This is a genomic window from Streptomyces sp. 4N124 (assembly GCF_052245395.1).
In the GTDB taxonomy this organism is placed as follows: Bacteria; Actinomycetota; Actinomycetes; order Streptomycetales; family Streptomycetaceae; genus Streptomyces.
In genome coordinates this window covers 201,662-225,767 of sequence record NZ_JBQQBS010000001.1, presented here as the reverse complement: position 1 = coordinate 225,767, position 24,106 = coordinate 201,662, and the positions used below count along the sequence as shown (strand labels likewise).

Annotated in this window: 22 protein-coding genes, 1 tRNA gene and 1 pseudogene; 9 read left to right on the top strand and 15 right to left on the bottom strand. The window is 69.7% G+C overall.

The annotated features are described in order from the left end of the window. Nucleotides 1-35: 35 nt before the first annotated feature. The 4 genes from ACTWQO_RS01050 to ACTWQO_RS01035 form a co-directional block, all read right to left on the bottom strand. The gene (locus tag ACTWQO_RS01050; RefSeq protein WP_443235252.1) at nt 36-1,196 is read right to left on the bottom strand and encodes an NAD(P)/FAD-dependent oxidoreductase; all 1,161 of its coding nucleotides are present in this window, start codon (nt 1,194-1,196) and stop codon (nt 36-38) included. Continuing rightward, nucleotides 1,193-1,555, bottom strand: coding sequence for a bifunctional 3-phenylpropionate/cinnamic acid dioxygenase ferredoxin subunit (locus ACTWQO_RS01045; protein WP_443235251.1), 363 nt, complete (start codon nt 1,553-1,555; stop codon nt 1,193-1,195). The genes ACTWQO_RS01050 and ACTWQO_RS01045 overlap by 4 nt, the downstream gene beginning before the upstream one ends. A gap of 179 nt (nt 1,556-1,734) precedes the next feature. Then, complete coding sequence (locus ACTWQO_RS01040) at nt 1,735-2,373, bottom strand: MBL fold metallo-hydrolase (RefSeq protein ID WP_443235250.1); 639 nt, start codon at nt 2,371-2,373, stop codon at nt 1,735-1,737. Further along, entirely contained in the window at nt 2,373-3,458 is a 1,086-nt protein-coding gene (locus ACTWQO_RS01035; protein WP_443235249.1) for an S-(hydroxymethyl)mycothiol dehydrogenase, read from the bottom strand. Before ACTWQO_RS01035 ends, ACTWQO_RS01040 begins: the two co-directional genes overlap by 1 nt. A gap of 190 nt (nt 3,459-3,648) precedes the next feature. On the opposite strand from ACTWQO_RS01035, the gene ACTWQO_RS01030 reads away from it, so the two are divergent. From ACTWQO_RS01030 to ACTWQO_RS01015, 4 genes are all read left to right on the top strand, one after another. Next, nucleotides 3,649-4,530 carry a LysR family transcriptional regulator gene (locus ACTWQO_RS01030; RefSeq protein ID WP_443235248.1) on the top strand — a complete coding sequence of 294 codons (882 nt, stop codon included), beginning with the start codon at nt 3,649-3,651 and terminating at the stop codon, nt 4,528-4,530. Nucleotides 4,531-4,752: 222 nt separating this feature from the next. After that, nucleotides 4,753-7,113 carry an arylsulfatase gene (locus ACTWQO_RS01025; protein ID WP_443235247.1) on the top strand — a complete coding sequence of 787 codons (2,361 nt, stop codon included), beginning with the start codon at nt 4,753-4,755 and terminating at the stop codon, nt 7,111-7,113. Nucleotides 7,114-7,196: 83 nt separating this feature from the next. Further along, nucleotides 7,197-8,060, top strand: a complete 864-nt coding sequence (locus ACTWQO_RS01020; RefSeq protein WP_443235246.1) for a formylglycine-generating enzyme family protein — start codon at nt 7,197-7,199, stop codon at nt 8,058-8,060. Beyond that, nucleotides 8,057-9,028 carry an ABC transporter substrate-binding protein gene (locus tag ACTWQO_RS01015; RefSeq protein WP_443235245.1) on the top strand — a complete coding sequence of 324 codons (972 nt, stop codon included), beginning with the start codon at nt 8,057-8,059 and terminating at the stop codon, nt 9,026-9,028. The genes ACTWQO_RS01020 and ACTWQO_RS01015 overlap by 4 nt, the downstream gene beginning before the upstream one ends. Before the next feature lie 17 nt (nt 9,029-9,045). On the opposite strand, the gene ACTWQO_RS01010 is transcribed toward ACTWQO_RS01015, so the two are convergent. Beyond that, nucleotides 9,046-9,885 (bottom strand): SDR family oxidoreductase, encoded by an 840-nt coding sequence (locus ACTWQO_RS01010; protein ID WP_443235244.1) that lies wholly within the window; start codon nt 9,883-9,885, stop codon nt 9,046-9,048. A 105-nt stretch (nt 9,886-9,990) separates the two neighbouring features. Here ACTWQO_RS01010 and ACTWQO_RS01005 point away from each other — a divergent pair, with 105 nt between their 5' ends. After that, a complete protein-coding gene (locus ACTWQO_RS01005) occupies nt 9,991-10,155 on the top strand; it encodes a hypothetical protein (protein ID WP_443235243.1) in 165 nt (54 codons plus the stop codon). Between the two features lie 124 nt (nt 10,156-10,279). Here the strand turns inward: ACTWQO_RS01005 and ACTWQO_RS01000 are convergent, their stop codons facing one another. Then, nucleotides 10,280-10,576, bottom strand: coding sequence for a hypothetical protein (locus ACTWQO_RS01000; RefSeq protein ID WP_443235242.1), 297 nt, complete (start codon nt 10,574-10,576; stop codon nt 10,280-10,282). A gap of 328 nt (nt 10,577-10,904) precedes the next feature. Here ACTWQO_RS01000 and ACTWQO_RS00995 point away from each other — a divergent pair, with 328 nt between their 5' ends. Then, on the top strand, nt 10,905-11,561 hold the full coding sequence (locus tag ACTWQO_RS00995; protein ID WP_443235241.1) for an NAD(P)H-binding protein: 657 nt from the start codon (nt 10,905-10,907) through the stop codon (nt 11,559-11,561). Between the two features lie 151 nt (nt 11,562-11,712). Here the strand turns inward: ACTWQO_RS00995 and ACTWQO_RS00990 are convergent. Both ACTWQO_RS00990 and ACTWQO_RS00985 read right to left on the bottom strand, forming a co-directional pair. After that, a tRNA-Pro gene (locus tag ACTWQO_RS00990) sits at nt 11,713-11,786 on the bottom strand. A gap of 43 nt (nt 11,787-11,829) precedes the next feature. After that, nucleotides 11,830-13,263 carry an MFS transporter gene (locus tag ACTWQO_RS00985; RefSeq protein ID WP_443235240.1) on the bottom strand — a complete coding sequence of 478 codons (1,434 nt, stop codon included), beginning with the start codon at nt 13,261-13,263 and terminating at the stop codon, nt 11,830-11,832. A 201-nt stretch (nt 13,264-13,464) separates the two neighbouring features. Between ACTWQO_RS00985 and ACTWQO_RS00980 the strand changes: the two genes are divergently transcribed. Further along, nucleotides 13,465-14,043, top strand: a complete 579-nt coding sequence (locus ACTWQO_RS00980; protein ID WP_443235239.1) for a TetR/AcrR family transcriptional regulator — start codon at nt 13,465-13,467, stop codon at nt 14,041-14,043. Here ACTWQO_RS00980 and ACTWQO_RS00975 read toward each other — a convergent pair. From ACTWQO_RS00975 to ACTWQO_RS00945, 7 genes and pseudogenes are all read right to left on the bottom strand, one after another. After that, a pseudogene (locus tag ACTWQO_RS00975) lies at nt 13,961-14,593 on the bottom strand (MFS transporter); the annotation flags it as partial. The gene ACTWQO_RS00980 and the pseudogene ACTWQO_RS00975 sit on opposite strands and share 83 nt — an antisense overlap. 84 nt (nt 14,594-14,677) lie before the next feature. Next, nucleotides 14,678-15,628: a catechol 2,3-dioxygenase gene (locus ACTWQO_RS00970; protein ID WP_443235238.1), complete on the bottom strand. Its 951-nt coding sequence runs from the start codon at nt 15,626-15,628 to the stop codon at nt 14,678-14,680. Beyond that, nucleotides 15,625-16,692: a 4-oxalomesaconate tautomerase gene (locus ACTWQO_RS00965; RefSeq protein ID WP_443235414.1), complete on the bottom strand. Its 1,068-nt coding sequence runs from the start codon at nt 16,690-16,692 to the stop codon at nt 15,625-15,627. Before ACTWQO_RS00965 ends, ACTWQO_RS00970 begins: the two co-directional genes overlap by 4 nt. Nucleotides 16,693-16,718: 26 nt before the next feature. Next, a complete protein-coding gene (locus ACTWQO_RS00960) occupies nt 16,719-17,423 on the bottom strand; it encodes a 4-carboxy-4-hydroxy-2-oxoadipate aldolase/oxaloacetate decarboxylase (RefSeq protein WP_443235237.1) in 705 nt (234 codons plus the stop codon). Next, nucleotides 17,420-18,181: a PIG-L deacetylase family protein gene (locus ACTWQO_RS00955; RefSeq protein ID WP_443235236.1), complete on the bottom strand. Its 762-nt coding sequence runs from the start codon at nt 18,179-18,181 to the stop codon at nt 17,420-17,422. Before ACTWQO_RS00955 ends, ACTWQO_RS00960 begins: the two co-directional genes overlap by 4 nt. Before the next feature lie 46 nt (nt 18,182-18,227). After that, a complete protein-coding gene (locus tag ACTWQO_RS00950; protein WP_443235235.1) occupies nt 18,228-18,878 on the bottom strand; it encodes a GntR family transcriptional regulator in 651 nt (216 codons plus the stop codon). Nucleotides 18,879-18,987: 109 nt separating this feature from the next. Continuing rightward, complete coding sequence (locus ACTWQO_RS00945; protein WP_443235234.1) at nt 18,988-19,842, bottom strand: LysR family transcriptional regulator; 855 nt, start codon at nt 19,840-19,842, stop codon at nt 18,988-18,990. A 68-nt stretch (nt 19,843-19,910) separates the two neighbouring features. On the opposite strand from ACTWQO_RS00945, the gene ACTWQO_RS00940 reads away from it, so the two are divergent. Further along, entirely contained in the window at nt 19,911-20,810 is a 900-nt protein-coding gene (locus tag ACTWQO_RS00940) for an EamA family transporter (protein ID WP_443235233.1), read from the top strand. Nucleotides 20,811-20,995: 185 nt separating this feature from the next. Next, nucleotides 20,996-24,058 (top strand): beta-N-acetylglucosaminidase domain-containing protein, encoded by a 3,063-nt coding sequence (locus ACTWQO_RS00935; RefSeq protein ID WP_443235232.1) that lies wholly within the window; start codon nt 20,996-20,998, stop codon nt 24,056-24,058. Nucleotides 24,059-24,106 lie beyond the last annotated feature (48 nt).

The following is a 24,106-nucleotide window of genomic DNA, read 5'->3' as shown; positions in this document are numbered from 1 at the left end:
TGGCGCCGCGGGAACACAACAACCCATAACAGCGCTCACAGCGGAGCGCTGAGCTGCTTGCGCCAACGCATGAACAGCCGGGGCTGGTTCATGCCGAGCACGGCGACCGGCACACCGGCCCGCCGGTAGACGGCCAGGACGTTGCGGTCGTCCACGGCGCCTACCTCCACCGTCACGCTGTCGGAGACACCCGCGTGACCGGCGAACTGGATCTTCACGCCGTACTGGTCCGACCAGAAGTACGGCGGCCTGGGCACGCCCGGTTCCAGCGCGCCGCCCGCCAGCAGCGCGGCGACGGCCGCGTCGGGGCGTTCACGCGCACCGGTCCAGTGCTCGACCCGGCGGTGGGCGCCCAGGCGGGGGTCGTACCAGCTGGCACAGTCGCCGACCGCGACCACCCCCGTCAGGCTGGTGCGGCCGTCGGCGCCGCACTTGACGCCGTTGTCGAGTTCGACGCCGGAGCCTTCCAGCCACTCGACGCACGGGCGCGCGCCCACACCCACCACGACGATGTCGGCGGGGACGCTTCGGCCGTCCTCGAGCAGGACGGCGTCGACACGGGTCTCTCCGCTCAGCCCCTTGACGCCCACGCCGCACAACAGCCGTACGCCGTGGTCCGCATGGAGGGCGGAGACGACCCCGCCCATGGTCTGGCCGAGAGGTCCGGCGAGCGGTGTCGGGGCCACCTCGACAACCGTCACGTCGAGGCCCAGGGCGTACGCGGTGGAGGCGACCTCGGCGCCGATGAAGCCGCCGCCGATCACCACCAGCCGTCCCCCCAGGGCCAGTTCGTCGCGCAGGGCGCGGGCGTCGTCCAGGGTGCGCAGGGCGTGCACTCCGGCCAGACCCGCACTGCCGGGCAGGGTGCGCGCGGCGGCCCCGGTCGCGATGACGATGCCGTCGGCGCGGACCTCCCGTCCGTCGGCGAGCCGGACGGCACGCTCGGCGCGGTCGAGCCCGGTGGCGCGGGTGCCGAGCAGCCACTCCGCTCTCAGGTCCTCGCCGTCCGTCTCCAGCGCCAGGTCCGCCTCGCCGAGGGCGCCGGCCAGGAACTCCTTGGACAGCGGCGGACGGTCGTACGGGCGGTGGGGCTCGTCGCCGATGACGACCAGCCGTCCGTCGTAGCCCTGCTTCCGCAGCGAGCGCGCCGCCGACAGCCCTGCCAGTGAGGCACCCACCACGGCCACGGTCCTCACCCGGGACCCGCGGCGAGCCGGGCCGTGATGCAGGGCGGCAGGTTGGGGGCATCGGTGGAGACACAGACGTGGATCACGCCGTCCTCGACCATGACCTCGTGCGTGCGCACCGGGAGCTTGGCCGGCGGGGCGTCGACGGCGCCGGTCCGCAGGTCGAACTTCGAGGCGTGCAGCGGACATTCCACCTCACAGCCCTCCAGCCAGCCGTCGGCGAGCGAGGCGTCCTGGTGGGTGCAGGTGTCGTCGATGGCGAAGACCTCGCCGTCGTCGGTGTGGAACACCGAGACCGGCGGATCGATGTCGAGCCGGAAGGCCTCACCTCGCGGAAGATCCGCGAGACGGCACACGGGAATCATCATGACACCTCGGTGCGTATAACGAAACGGATTGCGGTAAGCGCAACGTCAGTCTGAGGTCGCCCCTGAACCCTTGTCAAGGCATTCCAGAGCCGGGGAAACACGTCAGCGATGGTTGCTTGTTGCGCAACGATGTGCGCCATAGAGAACGATGTCAGGGCTGCCGAACGTCCGCCGGACGGTCAGAAGCCCCGGTCGATCCACTCCTGGAGGTGCGGGGCCTCGGCTGCGACGGTGGTCGTCTCCCCGTGCCCGGTGTATACGACCGTGTCGCCCGGCAGGCCGAGCAGCCGGTCCCGAATCGAGTCGATGATGGTCGGGAAATGGCTGTACGACCGTCCCGTCGCCCCCGGCCCGCCCGCGAAGAGCGTGTCGCCGCTGAAGAGCGCCGTCAGGGCAGGGGCGTACAGACAGACAGCGCCGGGCGCGTGGCCGGGGGTGTGCAGCACGGTCAGTTCGACGCCCGCCACGGTGAGGACCAGGCCGTCGGTTAGTTCACGGTCCGGTGTTCGGTCGGGGTGGGTCTGCTTCCACAGCGGCAGGTCGTCGGCGTGGAGCAGGATCGGGGCTCCGGTGCGCGCCGCGAGTTCGGGGGCGGCGTCGATGTGGTCGTTGTGGGCGTGGGTGCACACGACGGCTTTGAGGCGCCGGTCGCCCACCGCCTCGGCGATGGCGTCGGCGTCATGGGCGGCGTCGACGACGATCACCTCGGTGTCGTCGCCGACGATCCACACGTTGTTGTCGACGTCCCAGGTGCCGCCGTCCAGCGAGAACGTGCCCGAGGTGACGAGGCGCTCTGTACGGGCTGTACGGGCGGCCATCAGAAGACCACCACCGAGCGCAGGACGTCGCCGCCGTGCATCCGCTCGAAGGCCTTCTCGACGTCGTCCAGGGCGATGGTCTCGGTGACGAAGGCGTCCAGGTCGAGGCGGCCCTGGAGATAGAGGTCGATGAGCATCGGGAAGTCCCGGGAGGGCAGGCAGTCGCCGTACCAGGAGGACTTCAGCGACCCGCCCCGGCCGAAGACGTCCAGCAAGGGCAGTTCGAGCTTCATCTCCGGAGTGGGGACACCGACGAGGACGACCGTGCCGGCGAGATCGCGGGCGTAGAAGGCCTGCTGGTACGTCTCCGGCCGGCCGACCGCCTCGATGACGACATCGGCGCCGAAGCCGCCGGTCAGCTCGCGGATCGCTGCTACGGCGTCGGCCTCCTTGGAGTTGACGGTGTGGGTCGCCCCCAGCTTCTTGGCGGTGGCCAGTTTCCGGTCGTCGATGTCGACGGCGATGATCTTCGCCGCGCCCGCCAGGTTCGCCCCGACGACCGCCGCGTCCCCGACACCGCCACAGCCGATGACCGCCACGGTGTCGCCCCGGCCGACCTCGCCGGTGTTGATCGCGGCACCGATGCCCGCCATCACCCCGCAGCCGAGCAGTCCGGCGGCAGCCGCGGACGCGGCCCGGTCGACCTTGGTGCACTGCCCGGCCGCGACCAGCGTCTTCTCCGCGAACGCGCCGATGCCCAGCGCCGGAGACAGTTCGGTGCCGTCGAGCAAGGTCATCTTCTGCTTGGCGTTGTGCGTGTCGAAGCAGTACCAGGGGCGTCCGCGCAGACAGGCCCGGCACTGCCCGCACACGGCCCGCCAGTTCAGGATGACGAAGTCACCGGGCGCGACATCGGTGACCCCCTCCCCCACCGACTCCACGACGCCCGCGGCCTCATGGCCCAGCAGGAAGGGGAAGTCGTCGTTGATGCCGCCCTCGCGATAGTGCAGATCGGTGTGGCAGACCCCGCAGGCCTCGATCTTCACCAGCGCCTCCCCCGGACCCGGGTCGGGCACGATGATCGTCTCCAGGCTGACAGGGGCACCTTTGCCCCGCGCGACGACAGCACGGACCTGATGCGTCATGGCCACTCCTCGGCTGGTACGAGACCTGAGCATGTTGCTCATTGCGGCACACATCTCGCGTGCCGCAACACAGCATCGGGGAGGGCCACCTGGGGGTCAAGGCTCCGGTAGGCGGACGGACGGAAGAAGCCGTCGCCGCACGACGGCCGGCCGACCGGTGATAGCGTTGCCCGGAATTTACGGAGACACGATGGAACGACGCCAGCTGGAATACTTCATCGCCGTGGTCGAGCACGGCGGATTCACAGCCGCGGCCATTGCGCTCCATGTAGCGCAGCCCTCGCTTTCCCATGCGATCCGCACTCTGGAGCGCGAATTCGGCGGAAAACTCTTTCACCGCCTCCCGCACGGCGTCGCACTCACCGCGGCGGGCGAAGCGCTCGTCCAGCCGGCCCGGCAGGTGCTGCGCGATCTGACCACGGCCGGTTCCCTGGTCCGTGAAGTCCTCGGGCTCAGCGGCGGGCGGCTCGACATCGTCTCCCAGACGACCCTTTCGGTCGATCCACTCGCCGGGATGCTGGGGCGTCTCCATCGCGCACATCCGAAGGTCTCCGTGCGCGTGGTCGACCCGGAGCAGGGCCCCGCCGTGGCGCACATGGTCGCCGCCGGTCAGTGCGAACTGGGTCTGGTGGACGCCTCGGTGCCCACGACGGATCTGCGCGGGATGGACCTGCCCGAGCAGGAGATGCACGTCGTGCTGCCTCCGGACCACCCGCATCCGCCGGGCGACACCATCACCTCGCGCGAACTGGCCGCGCTGGACCTGATCGTGACACCGCCGGACACCGAGACCCGGGCGGCGGTGGACGACGTATGCACCGCACTGGGCGTCACGCCCCGGATCGTGGTCGAGACCGCGCACCGCGCGATGATCGTGCCGCTGATCCTCTCGGGCGTCGGCGCCTCGCTCCTGCCTGGTTCCATGGCCCGGGATGCCGCGCTGCGCGGGGCCCGGATGCTGTCCAACCGGCCACGGCTGGTGCGCCACGGCCGACTGGTCTGGCGGTCGGGCCCGCTGTCCCCGGCCGCCCAGGCCTTCGTGGACCTGGCAGCCGCACCCGCCGAGGACTGAACCCCACTGCCGGTATAGAAGTTATCTACCGGCCCCATTCAAAACCGGTTCAGGGGTATTCAAGTCGGCTGGTTGACCGCTGTCCACGGCGCCTGTCACTTTTGCTCCACGACAGCTGGCGAGTTTCCCCAGACCGCCCCAAGTCCGTTTTATTACGCTGTCAATTCGGCCGCGCGAAGAACGTGTGACATTTCCCCGCCGGGCATCGCATCGGAGAAATACATGACTGAGTTCGACGCCGGACGGCACGTACTCCCGCGGCCTGACACACGCCCACCACTCACCACCGCGATGGACGTCCACGACCAGAAGTCCCCCTTCACCCCGATCGGCCCGGTCCCTCCGCCCCCGGGCGCCCCGAACGTGGTGATCGTGCTGGTCGACGACCTGGGATTCGGCACCTCCAGCGCATTCGGCGGGCCCTGTGACATGCCCGCCGCGGACCGGCTCGCCGATGACGGGCTGCGCTACACCCGCTTCCATGTGACGGCCCTGTGCTCGCCGACCCGGCAGGCCCTGCTGACCGGACGCAACCACCACTCGGTCGGCATGGGCGGCACCACCGAGATGACCACGGCGGCCCCCGGCTACAACGGATTCCGGCCGCGCAGCGCGGCCACCATGGCCCAGATCCTCCAGGGCAACGGCTACAGCACGGCCGCCTTCGGCAAATGGCACCAGACCCCGCCGCGGGAGATCAGCGCCGTCGGGCCCTTCGACCGCTGGCCGACAGGCGAAGGATTCGACACCTTCTACGGGTTCATGGGCGCCGAGATGAACCACTGGTACCCGCTGCTGTACCAGGGCACCACCCCCGTCGAGCCGGACCGCCGGCCCGAGGACGGCTACCACCTCTCCGAGGACCTCGTCGACCACGCCATCGACTGGGTCCACACCCAGCGCACCCTCACCCCGGGCCGCCCCTTCTTCACCTACCTCGCCCTCGGTGCCGCGCACGCGCCCCTGCACGTCGCCCCGGAGTGGCAGGAGAAGTACCGCGGCCGCTTCGACCACGGCTGGGACCGCCAGCGCGAACTGACCCTGCGACGGCAGAAGGAACTCGGAGTCGTGCCCCAGGACGCGGAACTCGCGAGCTGGGCGGAAGGCGTCCCCCACTGGGACGAACTCACCGACCATCAGCGCCAATTGGCGTCCAGGTTCATGGAGACCTTCGCCGGATTCACCGAACACGCCGATGTGCAGGTCGGCAGATTCCTCGACGCGCTGGAGGAACTCGGCGAACTGGACAACACCCTGATCCTCTACATCCTCGGCGACAACGGCGCCTCCGGCGAGGGCGGCATCGAGGGGACGATCGTCGAACACCGGCTCGGGCACGGCATCGTGGACGACCCCGACGAGATGATCGAGCACCTCGACGAGATCGGCGGACCCTACAGCTATCCGATCGCCCCGGCGGGCTGGGCGCTGGCACTCAACACCCCCTACCAGTGGACCAAGCAGGTGGCCTCGCACTTCGGCGGCACCCGGGACGGCATGATCCTGCACTGGCCCCGAGGGGTGCCCGAGGGCGGCGGCCTGCGCCACCAGTTCTCGCACGTGATCGACGTACTGCCGACGATCCTGGACTGTGCGGGGATCCCGGCACCGTTCAGCGTCGACGGGGTCACCCAGCAGGCGCTGGAGGGGACGAGCATGTGGCGCACGCTCGCCGATCCACGGGCGCCCGAGTTCCACCGCACCCAGTACTTCGAGATGTGCGGCAACCGGGGCATCTACCACGAGGGCTGGATGGCGGTCACCCGGCACGGCATCCCCTGGGAGATGGTGCCGGACAGCAGCCGGAGGTTCTCCGACGACGTCTGGGAGCTCTACGACCTGGACAAGGACTGGAGTCAGGCGCACGACCTCGCCTCCGAACACCCCGAGAAGTTGCGCCAGTTGCAGGACCTGTTCCTGATCGAAGCGGCCAAGTACCAGGTGTTCCCGCTGGACGACCGGGTCACCGAACGGGAGAACCCCGCCGTGGCCGGGCGCATCGATCTGCTCGGTGACCGCACGTCCGTGACCTACCGCGGCGGCATGCGGCGGTTCACGGAGGAGACCACCCCCAACATCAAGAACCGCTCGCACAGCATCACCGCGGACATCGACGTGCCGGGCGCGACGGCCGAGGGCGTGCTCATCGCGCAGGGCGGCCGGTTCGGCGGCTGGTCCCTGTACGTCACCGGGGGCAGGCCGGCGTACGTCTACAACTACTTCGGAATGAGCCTGTACACCGTGCGCGCCGACGAACCCCTGACACCGGGACGGCACGAGGTACGGCTCGCCTTCGACTACGACGGCGGAGGACTCGGCAAGGGCGGGACCGCCGTACTCCTGGTGGACGGCGAACGGCGGGCGACCGGACGCGTCGAGCGGACCATCCCGTACTACTTCTCCTTCGACGAGACGCTCGACGTGGGAGTGGACCTCAGTACGCCGGTGACCGACGACTATCCCGTCCTCGACAACGAGTTCACGGGCACCGTGCACACCGTGCGGATCGATCTGGACTCCGCGGCCGGCGAACCGTCGGACTTCGACGGTGGGCTGCACCGGCGCGTCATGGGGGCCCAGTGAGCTGCTGTGCGCCGTCCGGCGGACGGGCGGCGGACCGGCAGCCGTCCCCGAGCGCTGTGCTCGGCCCTTCGACAACCGAGGGCATGGTGGCCGTACCTGCCGGCGCGTTCCTCATGGGCAGCCAGGACGCGCTCGCCTACCCGGCCGACGGGGAAGGCCCGGTGCGGACCGTGCACGTGGAGGCCTTCTGGATGGACGCCCGCACGGTGTCCAACGCACAGTTCGCGCGCTTCGCCGTCGAGACCGGGTACCGCACCTCCGCCGAGCGGATCGGCTGGTCGTTCGTCTTCGCCGGCCTGCTGCCGGACGACTTCCCGCCGACCCGGGGCGTGGTGGGCGCCCCCTGGTGGCGCCAGGTCGAGGGCGCCGACTGGCGCCGTCCCGAAGGACCGCACTCCACCTGGGAGAACCGGCCGGACCATCCCGTCATCCACGTCGACTGGGACGACGCCCGCGCCTACTGCGCCTGGGCAGGCAAGCGCCTGCCCACCGAGGCGGAATGGGAACGCGCCGCCCGAGGGGGACTGCACGGCAAGGTGTTCCCCTGGGGCGACGAGCTGGAACCGGGCGGGCGCCCCCGCATGAACGTCTGGCAGGGCGACTTCCCGCACCGGCACCCGACCGCCGACGGCTGGTACGGCACCTGCCCGGTCGACGCCTACGAGCCGGGTGGCTTCGGCCTGTACAACGCCACCGGCAACGTCTGGGAATGGTGCGAGGACCCGTTCTCCCTCACGCACCAGGAACAGCGGCGCGTCGCCAAGGGCGGCTCCTACCTGTGCCACGCCTCCTACTGCCGCCGGTACCGGGTCGCCGCGAGGCAAGGCCTGTCCCCGGACTCGGCGACCGGCAACGTCGGGTTCCGGTGCGCCCTGGACTTCGACTCCCTCACTCAGCCCTCAGCCCTCAGCGCAACGCGCGGACGCATAAGGAGCACGACACCATGACACGACACTGGAGAGCCGGCACAGCCGGCACAGCCGGCCTGGCCGTCCTCGGCCTCACCCTCACCGCGTGCGGCGGAGCGAAGGTGGGCGACGACAGCTCCTCTGCTTCCGACAGCTCGGGCAAGTGCGGCACGTTCAACCTCGCGGTCAACCCGTGGGTGGGCTACGAGGCGGACGCGGCGGTCATCGCGTACATCGCCGAGAAAGAACTCGACTGCACGGTGGAGAAGAAGGACCTCAAGGCGGAGATCGGCTGGCAGGGGTTCGAGACGGGCGAGGTCGACGCCATCCTGGAGAACTGGGGCCACGAGGACCTGAAGAAGAAGTACATCACCCAGCAGAAGACCGCCGTCGATCTCGGCTCGACCGGCAACAAAGGCATCATCGGCTGGTACCTTCCGCCGTGGATCGCGAAGAAGTACCCGGACATCACCGACTGGAAGAACCTCAACAAGTACGCGGCCAACTTCAAGACCTCCGAGTCGGGCGGCAAGGGCCAGCTCCTCGACGGCGACCCGTCGTACCAGACCAATGACGAGGCCCTGGTCAAGAACCTGAAGCTGGACTTCGAGGTGGTGTACGCGGGCAGCGAGACCGCGCTCATCCAGGCCTTCCGGGACGCCGAGCAGAACAAGAAATGGGTGATCGGCTACTTCTACGAGCCGCAGTGGTTCTTCTCGGAAGTGCCGCTGGTCCACGTCGAGTTGCCCAAGCACACGGAAGGCTGTACCGCCGATCCGGCGAAGGTCGCCTGCGACTATCCCGTGTTCGACCTCGACAAGATCGTCAGCGCGAAGTTCGCCAAGTCGGGCAGCCCGGCCTACGACCTGGTGAAGAACTTCAAGTGGACCAACGACGACCAGAACACGGTGGCGAAATCCATAGCGCTGGACAAGATGACGCCGGAGGCGGCGGCGAAGAAGTGGGTGGACGCGAACCCCGACAAGGTCAAGGCGTGGCTCGGATAGGCAGTCGGTGCCTCTGTTCACATGCGGCGGTCTTCTCCATTCATCGGGCGGGCATCCTCGGGTGCCCCGATCCAGCGGCTGATCTCGATGTCGGCGGACGTGTCCCGCAGCAGCGTGGGCGCGATCACCAGTTCCTCGACGACCGTCCGCTGCGGCAGCGAGGCGCACAGCAGCACGGCTCGCGCCACGTCCTGCGGCTGCACCATGGCCGCCCGCTTCTCCTCGCTCGGCGGGGCGGCGCGGCTGTCCAGGATCGGTGTGTTCACCTCGCCGGGCAGGATGCAGGTGGCACGGATGAGGTCGTTGCGGAAGGTGCTGCGCAGATACGTCATGAAGTTGCGCACGCCCGCCTTGGCCGCGCCGTAGGGCGCCCCGCCGAGGAGGGTGGGCCGCACCGCGGCGAGCGAGGACACCGTGATGATCGAGCCGCCGCCGTGCTCCAGCATGTCCGGGAGCACGGCCTGGGTGAGCAGGTACACGGCGGTGAGGTTGACGCCCATGACCTCGTTCCACTCCTCCTCACTGATCCAGCGGACGTCCAGTACCTTGCTCGCGCCGCCCGCGTTGTTGACGAGGATGTCGACGGGCCCGGCCACCTCTCGCGTCCAGGCGACGAGTTCGCGGACCTCGTCGGCGTTCTCGACGTGCGTGGAGTGGGTGAAGGCCGTGCCGCCGGCCTTCTCGATCACTGCGGCGACCTCGTCGAGGATGTGCTGCCTGCGTCCGACGAGCACCACCCTCGCCCCCTCCCCCGCCAGCAACAGCGCCGTTTCCCGGCCGATACCGGTACCCGCACCGGTGATCAGCGCGGTCTTTCCCTCAAGGGTTCCCGTCCGCTCTCCGTCGACGTACGCCATCCGTCTCAGCCCTCCCAGCCGTGGGCGCGCCATACGCCCTCAGGGGTGAGGATGCCCTCGCGAGGTCGACGAGAATGGCTTCCCGGCCGCAGATCTCCCCACGGCTTGCTGCCGCTCTCCACGCAGATCGCCCGTACCGGGTGCGCCAGGCTCGGCAGGACGATGCGCTGCCGGGGGGATGCCGAGACGCTCGTCGCCGGCGACGGCGACAACACCGCCGACCACCACGACGAGATCGCTCACCTGCACCGACTGGTACCCCCGGCGTAGACGCATCGCCCTCAGGCGCCCCTTCCCCTCCTCAAGCCGGCCTCCGAGTTTGATGACCCAAGTACTGATTGCTGGCCGCCCGCGACTTCCCCGGACGGCCAACGACAGATCAGTACCTTCTCGCCTAGTGGCCGCCGACGCTGTTGCTGCAGCCCATGGTCGAGCCGATGTGCTTGCTCTGCCCACCGGCGTTGCCCTCGCCGTTGAGCGCGTTGCCCAGCAGGCCGTTGAGGATGCCGACCTGGCCGAGGATGTCGAGGTTCAGGTCGTGCGACTTGCATTCGGAGCTCTGCATGACCTTGTGCCCCTTGCCCTTGTCGCCGTGACCGTCGTTCCCGTCGGCGCTGGCGGTGCCGGCGCTCAGGAGTCCGACGCTGCCCAGGGCGACGACCAGGACGGCTGCCTTGTGAAGCTTGTGCATGTGTCATCTCCGATGGAGTGAGGCGCGTGCGATCCGTAAAAGATCGACTTCGTACAGTCACGGGACATTAATATGAAAAATACCGATATGCCCTGACGGCACGCCGGGGATTCGCGACCTTGTGATGGAAGCACCCGGACAACAGCAAGGGCCTGACGGCCAGCCGTCTGTACGAGCGCATGGCCTTCCTCGTGTTCTGAGGCTGGGCCAGCGCGACTACGTCGCTCCCACGTTCGGAATGGTGGCGATGATCGAACTGCTGAGAGTCAGCAGAGCCGACGAGAAGCTAGCAGCGACTGCGTGCGTCCAGAGAACGGAGCAACCAAGTATGAACGTCTTCATCATCGGCATCACCGGCGGAGTCGGCGGATTGCTCGCGCAGAAGCTGCGCTCCAGGGGGGCTGCCGTTCACGGGCTCGTGCGCAGGGATGACCAGCAGGCTCAGGTGACAGCACAAGGCGTGAACGCAAGAGTCGGGGATCTTGCAAGCATGTCCGCAGACGAGCTCGCGGCGGCGTTGGGTGATATCGACGTGATCGTGTTCAGCGCAGGGTCGAATGGTGGCAGCAGAGAGATCACGAAGGCAATCGATGGCGATGGGGTCGCGAAGGCGATTGAAGCCGCTCGCGTAGCTGGGGTCGACCGCTTCGTACTGGTGTCCGTACTCCCGGAATCGTGGCGGGAGCGGGACCTCGGCGAGGAGGTGGAGTACTACTTCGCCGTGAAGAAGAGCGCGGACATCGCGCTCACCCGCAGCGATCTGGATTGGCTGATCCTTCGCCCGTCACTCCTTCTCGACGAACCCGGGATCGGCACCGTCTCACTCGGACCGGCGGAATTCCACGGTCAGATAGCTCGCGACGACGTCGCTGAAACGCTTGCAGAGCTGCTTCACGAGCCGCGCATCGGACGGCAAATCCTTGAACTCAACACCGGATCTACGCCGATCCGCAACGCCGTTCAAGCAAACGTTCGCGAGCCCTGAGTCGTCCCAGCGGCCTGCTAGGCGCTCGGAGTCAGTCAAGATCATCCGCGTTCGTGAGAAGTTGTGAGACAAGACCCAGAAAACGATCAAGGGCCTCGTCTCACATGAAGTGATCCAAGGCCCTGACCTGCCATGGCAGTTCATCGAACTGTCGGGACGACAGGATTTGAACCTGCGACCCCTTGACCCCCAGTCAAGTGCGCTACCAAGCTGCGCCACGTCCCGGCTGCGCGTCCCGCGGTGTTCCGTGAGAACGCGCAGGTCAACCCTAACGCACGCGTACGGGTGCTGACGCCGCGTCCTCGGCGGGGCGGGCCGGCGCGGTCAGGCCGGAGGATCGTCCGACCGGGACCAGCAGGGCCGCCAGTGCCGCGGCCAGGCACAGCAGGGCCAGCAGGGTGAAGCCGTGGGTGTAGCCGGATTCGTAGGGCAGACCGGAGGGTTGGAGGTGGCCGGTGACCAGGACGCTGGTGACCGCGGCGCCGATGGAGCCGCCGATGGTGCGGATGTTGGCGTTCATGCCGGTCGCGGCGCCGGTCTGGTCGGCCGGGACGCTGCCCACGATCAGGTTGGCCATCGAGGCGAAGGCCAGTCCGATACCGAGGCCGAACACGCCTGCCACGAGGGCGACTTGCCACTGCTCGTCGTGCCAGAGGGCGAGGAAGCCGCAGGCGAGCGCGCCGAGCGCCGCACCTGCTGTGAGCAGTGTCTTGGCACCCAGGACCGGTTCCAGGCGGCCGCTCAGCACGCCTGAGAAGAACATCGCGACGAGCATCGGCAGCATGAGCAGTCCGGTGGCGGTGACGCTGGAGCCGAAGCCGTATCCGGCGGAGCCGGGGGTCTGTACGAAACCGGGGAGGAAGGACCAGATCGCGTACATGCCCGCGCCGAACAGCAGCGCGGCGGTGTTGGTGGTCCACACGGCGGGCAGCCGCATCACACGCAGGTCGATCAGCGGCGTGCGCGAGCGGGCCTCGGCAAGCAGCCACAGCGCGAAGAGGACGACGGCGGCGACGAACAGGCCGATCACCCGGGCCGAGCCCCAGCCCCAGACGCTCGCCTGGCTGAGCGGCAGCAGCAGCGCCACCAGCCAGGCCGACAGCAGCCCGGCACCGAGCCAATTGACGTTCCCCGCAGCCCGGTTGCGCGACTCGGGTACGTAGCGCAGAGCGATCAGCGTGGTGGCGGCGACGATCGCCACGGGGATCCAGAACAGCCAGCGGTAGTCGAGCGCGGACACGATGGGTCCGGCCGCGACCATGCCGACGCCGCCGCCCGCGGCGATCACCGCGGACAGGTTGCTGATGCTGCCGCTCACCTGGGACGGGGCGAACTCGTCCCGGATGATGCCGAAGGAGAGCGGGACCAGCGCGCCACCGACGCCCTGGACGACCCGGGCGACGATCAGTACGCCGATGGTGGGCGCGAGTGCGGCGAGCAGACAGCCGAGGGCCACGACGGACAGGACGGCGACGAGGGTGCGTTTCTTGCCGATCAGGTCGCCGACGCGGCCGAGGATCGGCGTGAAGATCGAGGCGGACAGCAGATACGCCGTCATCACCCAGGTCGCGGTGGCCTGCGAGGTGTTGAGCGCGTGCTGGACGGTCGGCAGGGCCGGCGCGATCAGCGACTGCAGCATGGCGAACACGCCGGCACCGCTCGCGAGGACCGCGAAGGTGAGACGGGTGGACTTGCGGGGCATGGAGAGCCTCTCCGAATCCGAGCAGGGTGCGGCCGACAGCGTCCGGTCGCGGACGAGTGTGAGCCGAGGAGGGTGCGGGTCTTCGCGTCGGAGACGTCACGCGTCCACGGCGAACGGACCCCGCACTGCTAAAGTGGAGGTACCCCTCCACTGTAGCGGAGGCTAACCTCCGCTTCAACCTGTCCGCCCCGGGAGGCAGCAGTGACGGCCCAGCCGTACCCCGTCAGCGAGATCGTCGCGTCGCGCCGACCGCACCGTAAGGACGCCGCGCGCAACTACGACGCGTTGCTGGTGGCCGCCCGTGAGGCGTTCGCCGAGCACGGCTCGGAGGCCTCCCTGGAGGACATCGCACGGCGGGCGGGCGTCGGCATCGGCACGCTTTACCGGAACTTCCCGACCCGCCGCCACCTGTTCGAGAGCGTGTACGCGAGCGAAGTGAACGACCTGTGCCAGGTCGCCGAGGAGGTCGCCGACCAGGGGCCGTGGGAGGCGCTGACCTCGTGGCTGCGGCGATTCGTCGACTACACCGTCACCAAGCGGGCCATCCGCGAGGCCCTCAACAACGAGTCGGAGATCTTCCTGGCCTGCCGGGAGTCGATGTACGCGGCGGGCGGCCCGCTGTTCCAGCGGGCGCAGGAGGCGGGCGAGGCGCGCAAGGACATGGACTTCGACGACCTGCTGCGGATGGTCGCTGGCATCACCGCGACGAACTTCCTCGACGAGGCCCAGCGCGACCGCGTACTGACCGTCGCGCTCGACGGCGTACGGGCCAGGGACTGAGCACTCCCCTGCCAGGGCAGGCGGCCGCACCCGCACTCTCCTTCACCTCGTCAGTGCGTGATCGCCGGTCCTGCTGCGCACCGGCCCCCACGGGCTGCTTCGGGCCGCGCAGTGAGGCGATGCCGATGAAGACCATGGAGGAGAGGCCGGCGATGGCGAAGGCGGTGAAGCCCCAGTCGCCGTGGTTCGCGGCGAGGATCTGGCCGCCGAGCCAGGGGCCGAAGACGGCGCCGAAGCGGCCCATGCCGGAGGTCCAGCCGACGGCGGTGGCGCGGCTGTCCGGGGTGGAGCGGATGGAGACGGTCGCGTAGATCATCGTCTGGGCGCTGTTGAGGAAGACGCCGGTGAGGAAGACGACGATCATCGTCACGCTCATCGGCGTGTGGACGCTGAGCAGGAAGACCCCGGCGGCGGTCAGCGCGAACCAGATCGCCGGGATGCGCGGGGCGCCGAAGCGGTGGGCGGCCCGGCCCGCGACGAGCATGCCGCCGAGGTTGAAGACGACCACGAAGGACAGGGCGGAGCCCAGCTCGTAGCCCTCGGCGCGCATCCGCCGCCGCGGGCGGAGAGCGAGGGGGAAGGAAGACGTTCGCCCGGGCTCCTGTGGCCTCCTGTGGGCCGGCTGTGTCCCGGCTCAGCCGACCGGCGGCGTCCCGTGCGTGTGGAACGACTCGATGGTCTTCAGGCCCCAGGCCTGGCCCTTCTTCCGCTCGTCCTCGGTCCAGGTGATCAGCGGCCAGTCGGGAGCCAGGACCAGCCGCGTGAGCGGGTTGCACAGTTCGATGCGGTTGCCGCCCGGCTCGTAGACGTAGAGGAAGAACGTCTGCTGGATGGCGTGCTTGTGCGGGCCGGTCTCGATGAACACACCGCTGTCGATGGCGAGATCGGCGGCGCGCAGGATCTCTTCGCGGGTGTCCGTCGCGAAGGCGATGTGGTGCAGTCGGCCGGTGGAGCCGGTCCAGTCCGAGGTGTAGACGACGTCGTACGACTTGTTCGTGAAGGTCAGCCAGCGGGCCGCGATCTTCCCCGTGTCGAGCCGGATCTGCTCCGTGGGTCGCGCGCCGAGGAGTTGTTCCTGGAACTCCGCGTTGGCGAGTACGTCGGCGGCGAGGAAGTTGATGTGGTCGAGCCGGCGTACGCCGACGCCGCGGTTGGGCTTGGCCTGGGGCTGGTTCTTCAGCGCCGGCCGCAACTCCCCGGGGGCTTCGTAGTGTTGGCTCTCCCAGTACAGCGCGTGCTCGTGGCCGTCCGGGTCGGTCGTGACATAGAGCTTGCCGAGGCCCGGCTCGTCCTCGACCCAGATGCCGGAGCCGCCGGCGTCCTCGATCGCGCTGACGCGCCGCTGAAGGGCCTCCTCGCTGGAGGTGCGAAGTGCGAGCCGGCCGAGGCCCGGCTGTTCGCGGGCGGTGAGGACGAGGCTGTGGTGCTCGTAGTCGTCGAAGGTCCGCAGGTAGACGGTGTCTGCCTGCTGCCCGTTGACGGTCAGGCCCAGGTAGTCGGTGAAGAAGGCGACACTGGCGTCCAGGTCCGGGGTGAACAACTGGGCGTGGCCGACATGGGCGATGTCACCGAGCGGCGGGGTCATGGTGTGCCTCCAAGCGGTGGTACGGCGGCGCGGGGGAAGACGGTGCCGTCGAAGATCTTCCGTGCGGTGCGCACGACGGCGGTGCGCCGGACCACGGGAGCGGTCTGCGCGGCTCCGGGCTCCACGCTGGTTTCGATGTCGAGGAATCCGGTGGGGTGCTCGATGCGTATCCGGTCGCTCCGCCCGGGGGGCTCGGCGATCCCCTCCCCCACGCCGCCGGGCACGAGCAGCCCCGCCGCCACGCTCGCGGCGCCCAGGACGCCGATGGAGGTGTGGCAGCGGACGGGGATGAAGGTGCGAGTCGTCACCGCACCGCCGTCCCGGGGCGGCGCGAGCAGGCTGAGCTTGGGCACCGTGGCGCCCTCCACATCGCCGAGGCCCATCAACTGCCCTGCCTCCAGCCGGATTTCGCGCAGCCGGCCGGCGAGGGCGACGTCCTCCTCCAGGTCCTTGGGCGCCTCGTAGCCGGTGACGCCGAGGGCGGAGGCGGGGATCAGCACGGTCGGCATCCCGTTGTCCACGCACGTGACCTCGGTACCGGCGACGGTGTCGCGGACGTGCCCCGTGGGCAGCAGCGGGCCGGCGCCCGGCGGGAACCCGATCACGACGGCAGCGGCGGTGCCCGGCACCCCGGCGATCTCCGCGGAGCCGGTGTAGTCGACCCGGCCACCGGGGGTGGGGAAGGTCGCGACGGCCAGCTCTCCGGTGTTGAGCATCCGGATGCGTACGGTCGTCTCGGCGTCGTCCGCGTCGACCAGGCCGCGTTCCACGGCGAAGGGGCCGACCCCGGCGAGGATGTTGCCGCAGTTCTGCCGGCCCGTCACTTCGGGGCGGTCGACGGCGACTTGGAGGAACAGGTAGTCGACGTCCGCCTCGGGGCCGGCCGAGCGGGAGATGACGGCCACCTTGCTGGTGAGCGGGTGCGCGGCGCCCAGCCCGTCGATCTGGCGCGGGTCGGGGCTGCCCATGACCCGCAGCAGCAGGTCGTCTCGGTCACCGGGATCGGCGGGCAGGTCCCCGGCGAGGAAGTAGGCGCCCTTGGAGGTGCCGCCGCGCATCAGCATGCACGGCACCTCCTCGGGCCCGCGGCTCACGACCCCTCCCCCGTGTATTCCTCGTACGTCCGGTACTCGACGCCGAGCCGCCGCAACGTCTCCCGCAACCCGTAGCGGTCCAGGCCCAGTTCACCGTCGAGGAAGGCGGCGCGGGCCTTTGCCTCCTTGGCCTCGCGGGCCTCGGACGCCTCGACGGTGGCGTGGGCACGCTCGCGCGGGACGACCACCACGCCGTCGTCGTCCGCGAGGATCACATCGCCGGGGCGGATCACCTGGCCGTCGATCGCGACCGGTACGTTGACCGAGCCGCCGGTGGCCTTGACCGTGCCCTGCGCGGAGATCGCCCGCGACCAGACCGGGAAGTCCATCTGGCGCAGCTCCTGGGTGTCGCGGACACCGGCGTTGCTGACCAGGCCACGGACGCCCCGCCGTTGCAGCGCGGTGGCGAACAGTTCGCCGAACATGCCGTCGGTGGACGGGGAGGTGGTGGTGACGACGAGGAAGTCGCCCTCGCCGCACTGCTCGACCGCAGCGTGGATCATGAGGTTGTCGCCGGGCCAGCTGAGCACGGTGACGGCCGTACCGGCGACCCGTACACCCTGCTGGATGGGACGGATGCCGGGGCCGAGCAGACCGGTGCGCCCCATCGCCTCGCTCACCGTGGCCACGCCGAATCCGGCGAGCGCTTCGACATCCTTGGCGTCGGCCTTCGGCGGGTCGGTGACGATCACGCCGCTCATGCCAGCTCCTTCGCGATCTGCGGGTAGGGACGCATGAACGCCTCGGCCATGGTCTTGTGGGCGAGGCCCAGGTTGGGTCCGGCGTTGCGCTTGAGCTGGACGCCGCGGCGCACGGCGAGGTCGGTGTAGTAGTCCCACAGGTGCTGCTGGGCGACGAGGCACTCCATCGCCTTGCGCTTGGTGTCCCACACCTCGGTGATGTCGAGCAGGACCTCGGGCCTGAAGCCGCTCATCTCGGGCTGGTGCGGCTCGAAGTAGAAGACCGGCGGGGCGCCGATGATGTCGCCCTCGCCCGGGTAGCCGATGGCTTGGGCGAGGATCCGGGCTTCGAGGGCCATGCGGTGGGCGGCCGGGTGATCGCCGTTGTACGGGTCCTCGGTCGGGTGGGTGAGGACGACATCGGGCTGCGTCTCGCGGTAGAGCTCGACGAGTCGGTCGGTCAACTCCGCTGTGGGGACCAGGGGATAGTCACCGGCGTCGAAGAAGCGGACCTCGGCGCCCAGGGTTTCGGCCGCGCGCTCGGCCTCGCCCCGGCGTATCGCCTTGATCTCCTCCAGTTGCTTGCCCTCGCGCCACGCCTTGGCGGACTCGCCGCGCTCGCCGAAGGTCAGGCAGGCGATGGTGACCTTCTCCCCTCGCGAGGCGGCCAGGGCGATGGCTCCACCGGCCCGCCACACGAAGTCCCCGGCGTGCGCGGTGACGACGAGGGTCGACCGTGGTGGTGGGGTGGTGGTGGCGGGCGCTTCGGCATGCGTCATTGCAGACATCTCCTTGGTGGACAGAGGGGCGCCCGCCCCGCGTGCGTCAGTCGCGCAACGCGTCGATCACGCTGGTGAGGTGGGCGCGGACGGCCGCTTCGGCCGCCTGGGGGTCTCTGGCCCTGATCGCTTCGATCATCGCCAGATGCTCGTTCAGGGAGTGCTGCGGACGACCGGGTCTGAGCGCCAACTGGAAGCGGTGGCGCACCAGTTGGGCGTTGAGCCGCTCCAGCAGTTCCACGGCCGTGCGCTGGCCGGAGAACTCCCGGATCCTGGCGTGCAGTTCCTGGTTCAGCTCGGAGTACGTCATCGGCTCGCCGTCGGCCACGGCCTTGCTCATGGCTGTGCCCAGGTCCGCCAGTTCCATCAGCTGCTCGTCGCTGGCCGCGACGGCCGTCTTCGCCGCACACAGCCCTTCGAGGACCATGCGGCACTCGGTGATGGCGACCGCTTCCTCCACGGTCACCACCCGCACCCGCGAGCCGCGGTTGCGGATCCGCTCCACGAGACCCTGGGCCTCCAGATCGATGAGTGCCGCACGGATGCTCGCCCGTGTCACATCGAACTGCTCGGCGAGTTCGTTCTCCACCAGTCGCTGTGCCGGTGCCATCTCGCCGCGCAGGATCGCCTGCCGCAGCTGCGCGAGCGCATGCTGCTTGGCCTGCTCTCCGGTGCTCGGACGGGCTTGTTTCGGCATCGTGTGCCCTCTCTGAGTGAGTGCCTGTCGAACGTAAATCTAGCCAAACAGAATTGTCAACAATTTTGTCCGGCATACTGCCCGCGTCTCCCGGGTGCCAGCCGGCGCCTCAGCCCTCGCGGTACAGCTCGGTGACCAGTTCCATCACGGCCTGTGCGGCGGGATGCGGGTCGTCGCGCCACCAGGCGAGGCGTACGGCGATCGGCTCGGCGTCGCGCACGGGGCGGTAGACGACGCCGGGCCTCGGATACTGGTTGGCGGTGGACTCGGCCGTGATGCCGATGCCGCGGCCCGCGGAGATCACGGTGAGCCAGTCGTCGATGTCATGCGTCTCCTCGATGGCCGGGCGGGAGTCCGGCGGCCACAGGTCCGCGGTCGTGGTGCCGGTGCGGCGGTCGACGAGGAGCGTGCGCCCGGCGAGGTCGGCCAGCCGGACCGAGCGGCGCCGGGCCAGCCGATCGTCACCGGCCACCGCGCACAGCCGCCGCTCCAGACCGACGATGGCCGACTCGAACCGCCGGTCGCCCACGGGCCGCCGTACGACGGCCAGATCACAGGCGCCCTCCGCGAGTCCGGCCGTGCCCGAGTTGACGCGAACGAGGTGCAGGTCGGTCTCCGGACGCAGATCGGCCCAGCGGCGCTGGAAGGCGACGGTGTGCCGGCCGAGCGCGGACCAGGCGTAGCCGATCCGCAACTGGGCATGGCCGGACGCGGCCTCCCGCACCAGGTCGTCCACCTCGGCGAGCACACGCCGGGCGTGCGCCACCACCCGCACCCCGGTACCGGTCGGCGTCACCTCGCGCGAGGTCCGCCGCAACAGCCGTACGCCCAGGGCCTTTTCCAGCGAGGCCAGGGTGCGGGAGACGGCCGCCTGGGAGACGTCGAGGGCGAGGGCGGCGTCGGTGAAGGTGCCCTCGTCGACGATCGCGACGAGACAGCGCAGCTGCCGCAGTTCCACATCCATACGTCCAGCGTATAGATCCCGCTCCGAATGCATTTTGCGCAAGTACGGAACCGGCGCACGATCGGAGCATGCAAGGAGCACCCGCACGCCCCGCCGCATCCCTGCCCTCCGCCGCACCGCTCCCGGCCCCGAAGCGTCCTCCGCTCGCCGGGGTGGCCACGATGGCGGGCAGCGGGCTGTCCAACCAGGTCGGAGCCGCGATCGGTTCCCTCGCGTTCCCCGTGATCGGTCCCATCGGTGTCGTCGCGGTGCGCCAGTACGTCGCCGCGGCCGTGCTGCTGGCCGTGGGCAGGCCGCGGCTGCGGTCGTTCACCTGGCGGCAGTGGTGGCCGGTGCTGCTGCTGGCCGTGGTGTTCGGGACGATGAACTTGTCCCTGTACAGCGCCATCGACCGCATCGGCCTCGGACTGGCGGTGACGCTGGAGTTCCTGGGTCCGCTGAGCATCGCGCTCGCGGCCACCCGGCGGCGCCTGGACGCCTGCTGGGCGCTGCTCGCCGCGGCGGGCGTCGTCGTCCTGATGCGACCCCAGCCGTCGGCCGACTATGTCGGCATGGGGCTGGCCCTGCTCGCGGCCCTGTGCTGGGCGTCGTACATCCTGCTCAACCGGACCGTCGGACGGCGCATCCCGGGAGCGCAGGGTTCGGCAGCCGCCGCCGGGCTGTCCGCGCTGATGTTCCTGCCGGTCGGGATCGTCGTGGCGGTCCAGCACCCACCGACCCTGATGGCCGCCGGGTGCGCCGTGGCCGCGGGGGTGCTGTCCTCGGCGGTGCCGTACCTCGCCGACCTGTTCACGCTGCGCCGGGTACCGGCACCGGCCTTCGGCCTGTTCATGAGCGTCAACCCGGTGCTCGCCGCCGTGGTCGGCTGGGTCATCCTCGGCCAGGGACTGGGGTGGACGGAGTGGGCGGGCATCACGGCCGTCGTCGCCGCGAACGCGCTCAGCATCCTCGCTCGGCCGGGCCGATAGCCGAGCCCCGGGGGCGTATTGATCAGACCAGGCGCGCTTTGCTCAGGCCAGGCGCGCTATTGAATGTTTGATTCAGCGAATCTAACATCGCGCGGTGGATCCATTCACCCACCGCACCCCTCATGGTTACGGAAGGGGATTCCCCCGTGTTCCCAGCCATTCGCCTCAGACGCCCTGCCACCGCCATGGCACTCACGCTCGCCCTGAGCCTCCCCACGACCGCGACGGCCACGCCCCCAAGAGATGCGCCGCAGGTATGGCCCACCCCGCAGCACCTCAGCACGGGACACGGCCAACTCACCGTCCCTGAAAGGGTCGTCGAGGTCGTCGGTCCCGGAACCGACCCCTCGGCCCGCCGTCTCGTCGAGTCCGTCCTGCGGGACGCCGGAGCCGACGAGATCGTCACGACAGACAAGCCGCCCGCGTCGGCCGCGCTCACCGTCTACGTGGGCGGCCCCGCCGAGAGCGGCGCCACCGGCCGGGCCCTCAAGGCGCTCGGCGCCAAGTCCCCGGCCGGTCTGCCGTCCGGCGGCTACGTCCTCGCGTCCGGCCGGAAGCAAGGGCAGGCCCTCGTCGCCCTGTCCGGCGTCGACACCACGGGCACCTTCTATGCCGCCCAGACCCTGCGCCAACTCGTCGTCAAGGTGGGCGGATCCCGTTCCGCCCTCCCCGAGGTCAGCGTGCGGGACTGGCCGACAGCGCCCCTGCGCGGGGTCATCGAGGGCTTCTACGGCGCTCCGTGGTCGCACGCCGAACGCCTCGCCCAACTCGACTTCTACGGCCGTACGAAGCAGAACGTCTACGTCTACTCCCCCAAGGACGACGCCTACTTGCGCGCCCGCTGGCGCGACGCCTACCCGCCCGCCGAACTCGCCCGGCTCGCGGAACTGGTCGACCGGGCCGACGCCAACCACGTCCGCTTCACGTACGCCCTCTCCCCCGGACTGTCGGTCTGCTACTCCTCCGACGCCGACGTCAAGGCGCTCACCGCCAAGTTCGACTCGCTGTACGCCATCGGCGTCCGCTCCTTCGCGATACCGCTGGACGACATCAGCTACACGAAATGGAACTGCGCCGCCGACGAAGAGGAGTTCGGCACCGGAGGCGGCGCGGCCGGCACCGCCCAGGCCCAGTTGCTCAACCGGGTCTGGCAGGAGTTCTCCGCCACGCACTCAGGGCTCGAACCGCTGGAGATGGTCCCCACCGAGTACTCGGACCTGGCCGACTCCCCCTACAAGACCGCCCTGCGAGAGAAGTTGGACCCCTCGGTGGTGGTCGAATGGACCGGCGTCGGCGTGATCGCCCCGACCGTCACCGCCGAACAGGTACGCAGCGCGCGCAAGGTGTACGGCCACCCGATCCTGGTCTGGGACAACTACCCCGTCAACGACTACGTCACGAGCCGTCTGCTGCTCGGCCCCTACACCGGCCGTGAGCCCGGCGTCGCCGAGGAGGCGGTCGGCGTGACCGCCAACCCGATGGTCCAGGGCGAGGCGAGCCGGATCGCGCTGTTCACCTCGGCCGCCTATCTGTGGAACCCGCAGGCCTACGACCCACGGGCCGCGTTCCTCGCCTCCGTCCGTGACCTGGCGGGACCCGCGGCGGCGAGGTGGCTGCGGATCTTCGCAGAGAACAACTACTCGTCCCAGCTCGACCCGACCGAGTCGCCGACGCTGAGCCCGCTGATTGCCGCCTTCCACAAGGCCTACGACCAGGACAGCGGTCTCGACCGGGCCGCCGCCGCGCTCAGGGCGTACTTCACGGACATGGCCGCCGCACCGGCACAGTTGCGGGCCCGACTCGCCAACCCCGGCTTCCTCGAAGAGACTTCGGCCTGGCTGGACAAGCTCGGCCGGTACGGCTCCGCGGGACAGACAGCCGTGGACCTGCTGCTGGCGAGCAAGCGCGGCGACAGCGACGCGGTCACCACGTACTGGAACCGGCTCAGGGCCGAGCGCAAGGCACTGGACGCCGTGCCCCAGCAGGTCTCGCCGGGAGTGATGGACCAGTTCCTCTACACGACGATGCTGCGGACCGCGCCCGATCCCGGCGTCGACCTCTCCTTCGAGCCCGGTTCCCTCGCCCTGAAGCCGGGTGAGTCCGAGACGGTCACGCTGGCCCTGTCCGACGAGCGCTCGACCACCGCCAAGACGGTCTCCTGGAAGCTCGACGTTCCCGAGGGCGTCACGGCCTCCCCCGCCGAGGGCACCGCCACCGTCCCGGCGGGCGGCACCACTTCCGTCACGGTCAGGTTCTCTGCGCAGGAGGGCGCCGGGGAAGGCGTGTGGTCCGTCGTCGCCACCGGCACCGGCGCTCTCGACCGGGCGATCCCGGTCCAAGTCACCGACGGGTCCGGCTCGTCCAGAGCGCTGACGGCCAACTTCAGTGGCGCGTCGGTCAGTTCGATCGACCTCTCCTCCGGCAAGAGCACCGAGATCGCCGTCGGAAACAACCCCGGTGAGGTGGTCGTGAGTGCGGACGGGCGCACCGCCTACGCCGCCAACCAGGGCTCGAACACCGTCAGCGTGATCGACGTGGCGGACGGCAAGGTCACCGCCACCGTCGCTGTGGGGCGCGTCCCGGCCGGGCTCGCGCTCACGCCGGACGGCGGCACGCTCTGGGTCGCGAACTACTCCGACGGCACGGTGCAGCCCGTGGACACCGCAACGCTGCGGGCGGGTACGGCCGTTCCCGTGGGCTCAGGTCCCGAGAACATGGCGATCACACCCGACGGGCGGACGCTGTATGTGGCCAACATCCACGACAACACGGTCAGTCCGGTTGACCTGGCCACCCGGAAGAGCGGCACAGCGATCCCGGTCGGCCCCAGGCCCTTCAATGTCGTGGCCGCTCCCGACGGGAAGACGGTGTACGTGTCCAACTCCGGCGGCTCCACCGTCACTCCGATCGACACCGCCACGAACGACACCGAGCCGACACTCCTGGTCGCCGGCCAGGCCTACGGGCTCGGTCTGTCGCCGGACGGGCGGACCTTGTGGGTCAGCCCCAGCACCGGCGACAGCGTTACGCCCGTGGACACGGTGACCGGGGCGCCCGGAACGAGGGTGACGGTCGGGAAGTCTGCCTTCGACGTCGGTCTGGACTGGAGCGGGGGTACGGCGTACGTCACCACCGCGGACGGGAACGCGCTGGTGCTGGTCGAGACGGGGTCGGGGGCGGTGGGGGATGCGTTCAGCACGGGCGCCTATCCGTTGGCTGTGGCGCTGACGCCCGTGCCCGTGGGGTAGCGCTCCGCGGGGTGCCGCGCTACGCCTTCCAGCGTCTGCGGGTTCGTT

Excerpts from the sequence above, each read along its gene's own strand:
- ACTWQO_RS01045 (WP_443235251.1), bottom strand. The coding sequence starts at position 1,555 with ATGATGATTCCCGTGTGCCGTCTCGCGGATCTTCCGCGAGGTGAGGCC.
- ACTWQO_RS01040 (WP_443235250.1), bottom strand. The coding sequence starts at position 2,373 with ATGGCCGCCCGTACAGCCCGTACAGAGCGCCTCGTCACCTCGGGCACG.
- ACTWQO_RS01035 (WP_443235249.1), bottom strand. The coding sequence starts at position 3,458 with ATGACGCATCAGGTCCGTGCTGTCGTCGCGCGGGGCAAAGGTGCCCCT.
- ACTWQO_RS01030 (WP_443235248.1), top strand. The coding sequence starts at position 3,649 with ATGGAACGACGCCAGCTGGAATACTTCATCGCCGTGGTCGAGCACGGC.
- ACTWQO_RS01025 (WP_443235247.1), top strand. The coding sequence starts at position 4,753 with ATGACTGAGTTCGACGCCGGACGGCACGTACTCCCGCGGCCTGACACA.
- ACTWQO_RS01020 (WP_443235246.1), top strand. The coding sequence starts at position 7,197 with ATGGTGGCCGTACCTGCCGGCGCGTTCCTCATGGGCAGCCAGGACGCG.
- ACTWQO_RS01015 (WP_443235245.1), top strand. The coding sequence starts at position 8,057 with ATGACACGACACTGGAGAGCCGGCACAGCCGGCACAGCCGGCCTGGCC.
- ACTWQO_RS01010 (WP_443235244.1), bottom strand. The coding sequence starts at position 9,885 with ATGGCGTACGTCGACGGAGAGCGGACGGGAACCCTTGAGGGAAAGACC.
- ACTWQO_RS01000 (WP_443235242.1), bottom strand. The coding sequence starts at position 10,576 with ATGCACAAGCTTCACAAGGCAGCCGTCCTGGTCGTCGCCCTGGGCAGC.
- ACTWQO_RS00995 (WP_443235241.1), top strand. The coding sequence starts at position 10,905 with ATGAACGTCTTCATCATCGGCATCACCGGCGGAGTCGGCGGATTGCTC.
- ACTWQO_RS00985 (WP_443235240.1), bottom strand. The coding sequence starts at position 13,263 with ATGCCCCGCAAGTCCACCCGTCTCACCTTCGCGGTCCTCGCGAGCGGT.
- ACTWQO_RS00970 (WP_443235238.1), bottom strand. The coding sequence starts at position 15,628 with ATGACCCCGCCGCTCGGTGACATCGCCCATGTCGGCCACGCCCAGTTG.
- ACTWQO_RS00965 (WP_443235414.1), bottom strand. The coding sequence starts at position 16,692 with ATGCTGATGCGCGGCGGCACCTCCAAGGGCGCCTACTTCCTCGCCGGG.
- ACTWQO_RS00960 (WP_443235237.1), bottom strand. The coding sequence starts at position 17,423 with ATGAGCGGCGTGATCGTCACCGACCCGCCGAAGGCCGACGCCAAGGAT.
- ACTWQO_RS00955 (WP_443235236.1), bottom strand. The coding sequence starts at position 18,181 with ATGACGCATGCCGAAGCGCCCGCCACCACCACCCCACCACCACGGTCG.
- ACTWQO_RS00950 (WP_443235235.1), bottom strand. The coding sequence starts at position 18,878 with ATGCCGAAACAAGCCCGTCCGAGCACCGGAGAGCAGGCCAAGCAGCAT.
- ACTWQO_RS00945 (WP_443235234.1), bottom strand. The coding sequence starts at position 19,842 with ATGGATGTGGAACTGCGGCAGCTGCGCTGTCTCGTCGCGATCGTCGAC.
- ACTWQO_RS00940 (WP_443235233.1), top strand. The coding sequence starts at position 19,911 with ATGCAAGGAGCACCCGCACGCCCCGCCGCATCCCTGCCCTCCGCCGCA.
- ACTWQO_RS00935 (WP_443235232.1), top strand. The coding sequence starts at position 20,996 with ATGGCACTCACGCTCGCCCTGAGCCTCCCCACGACCGCGACGGCCACG.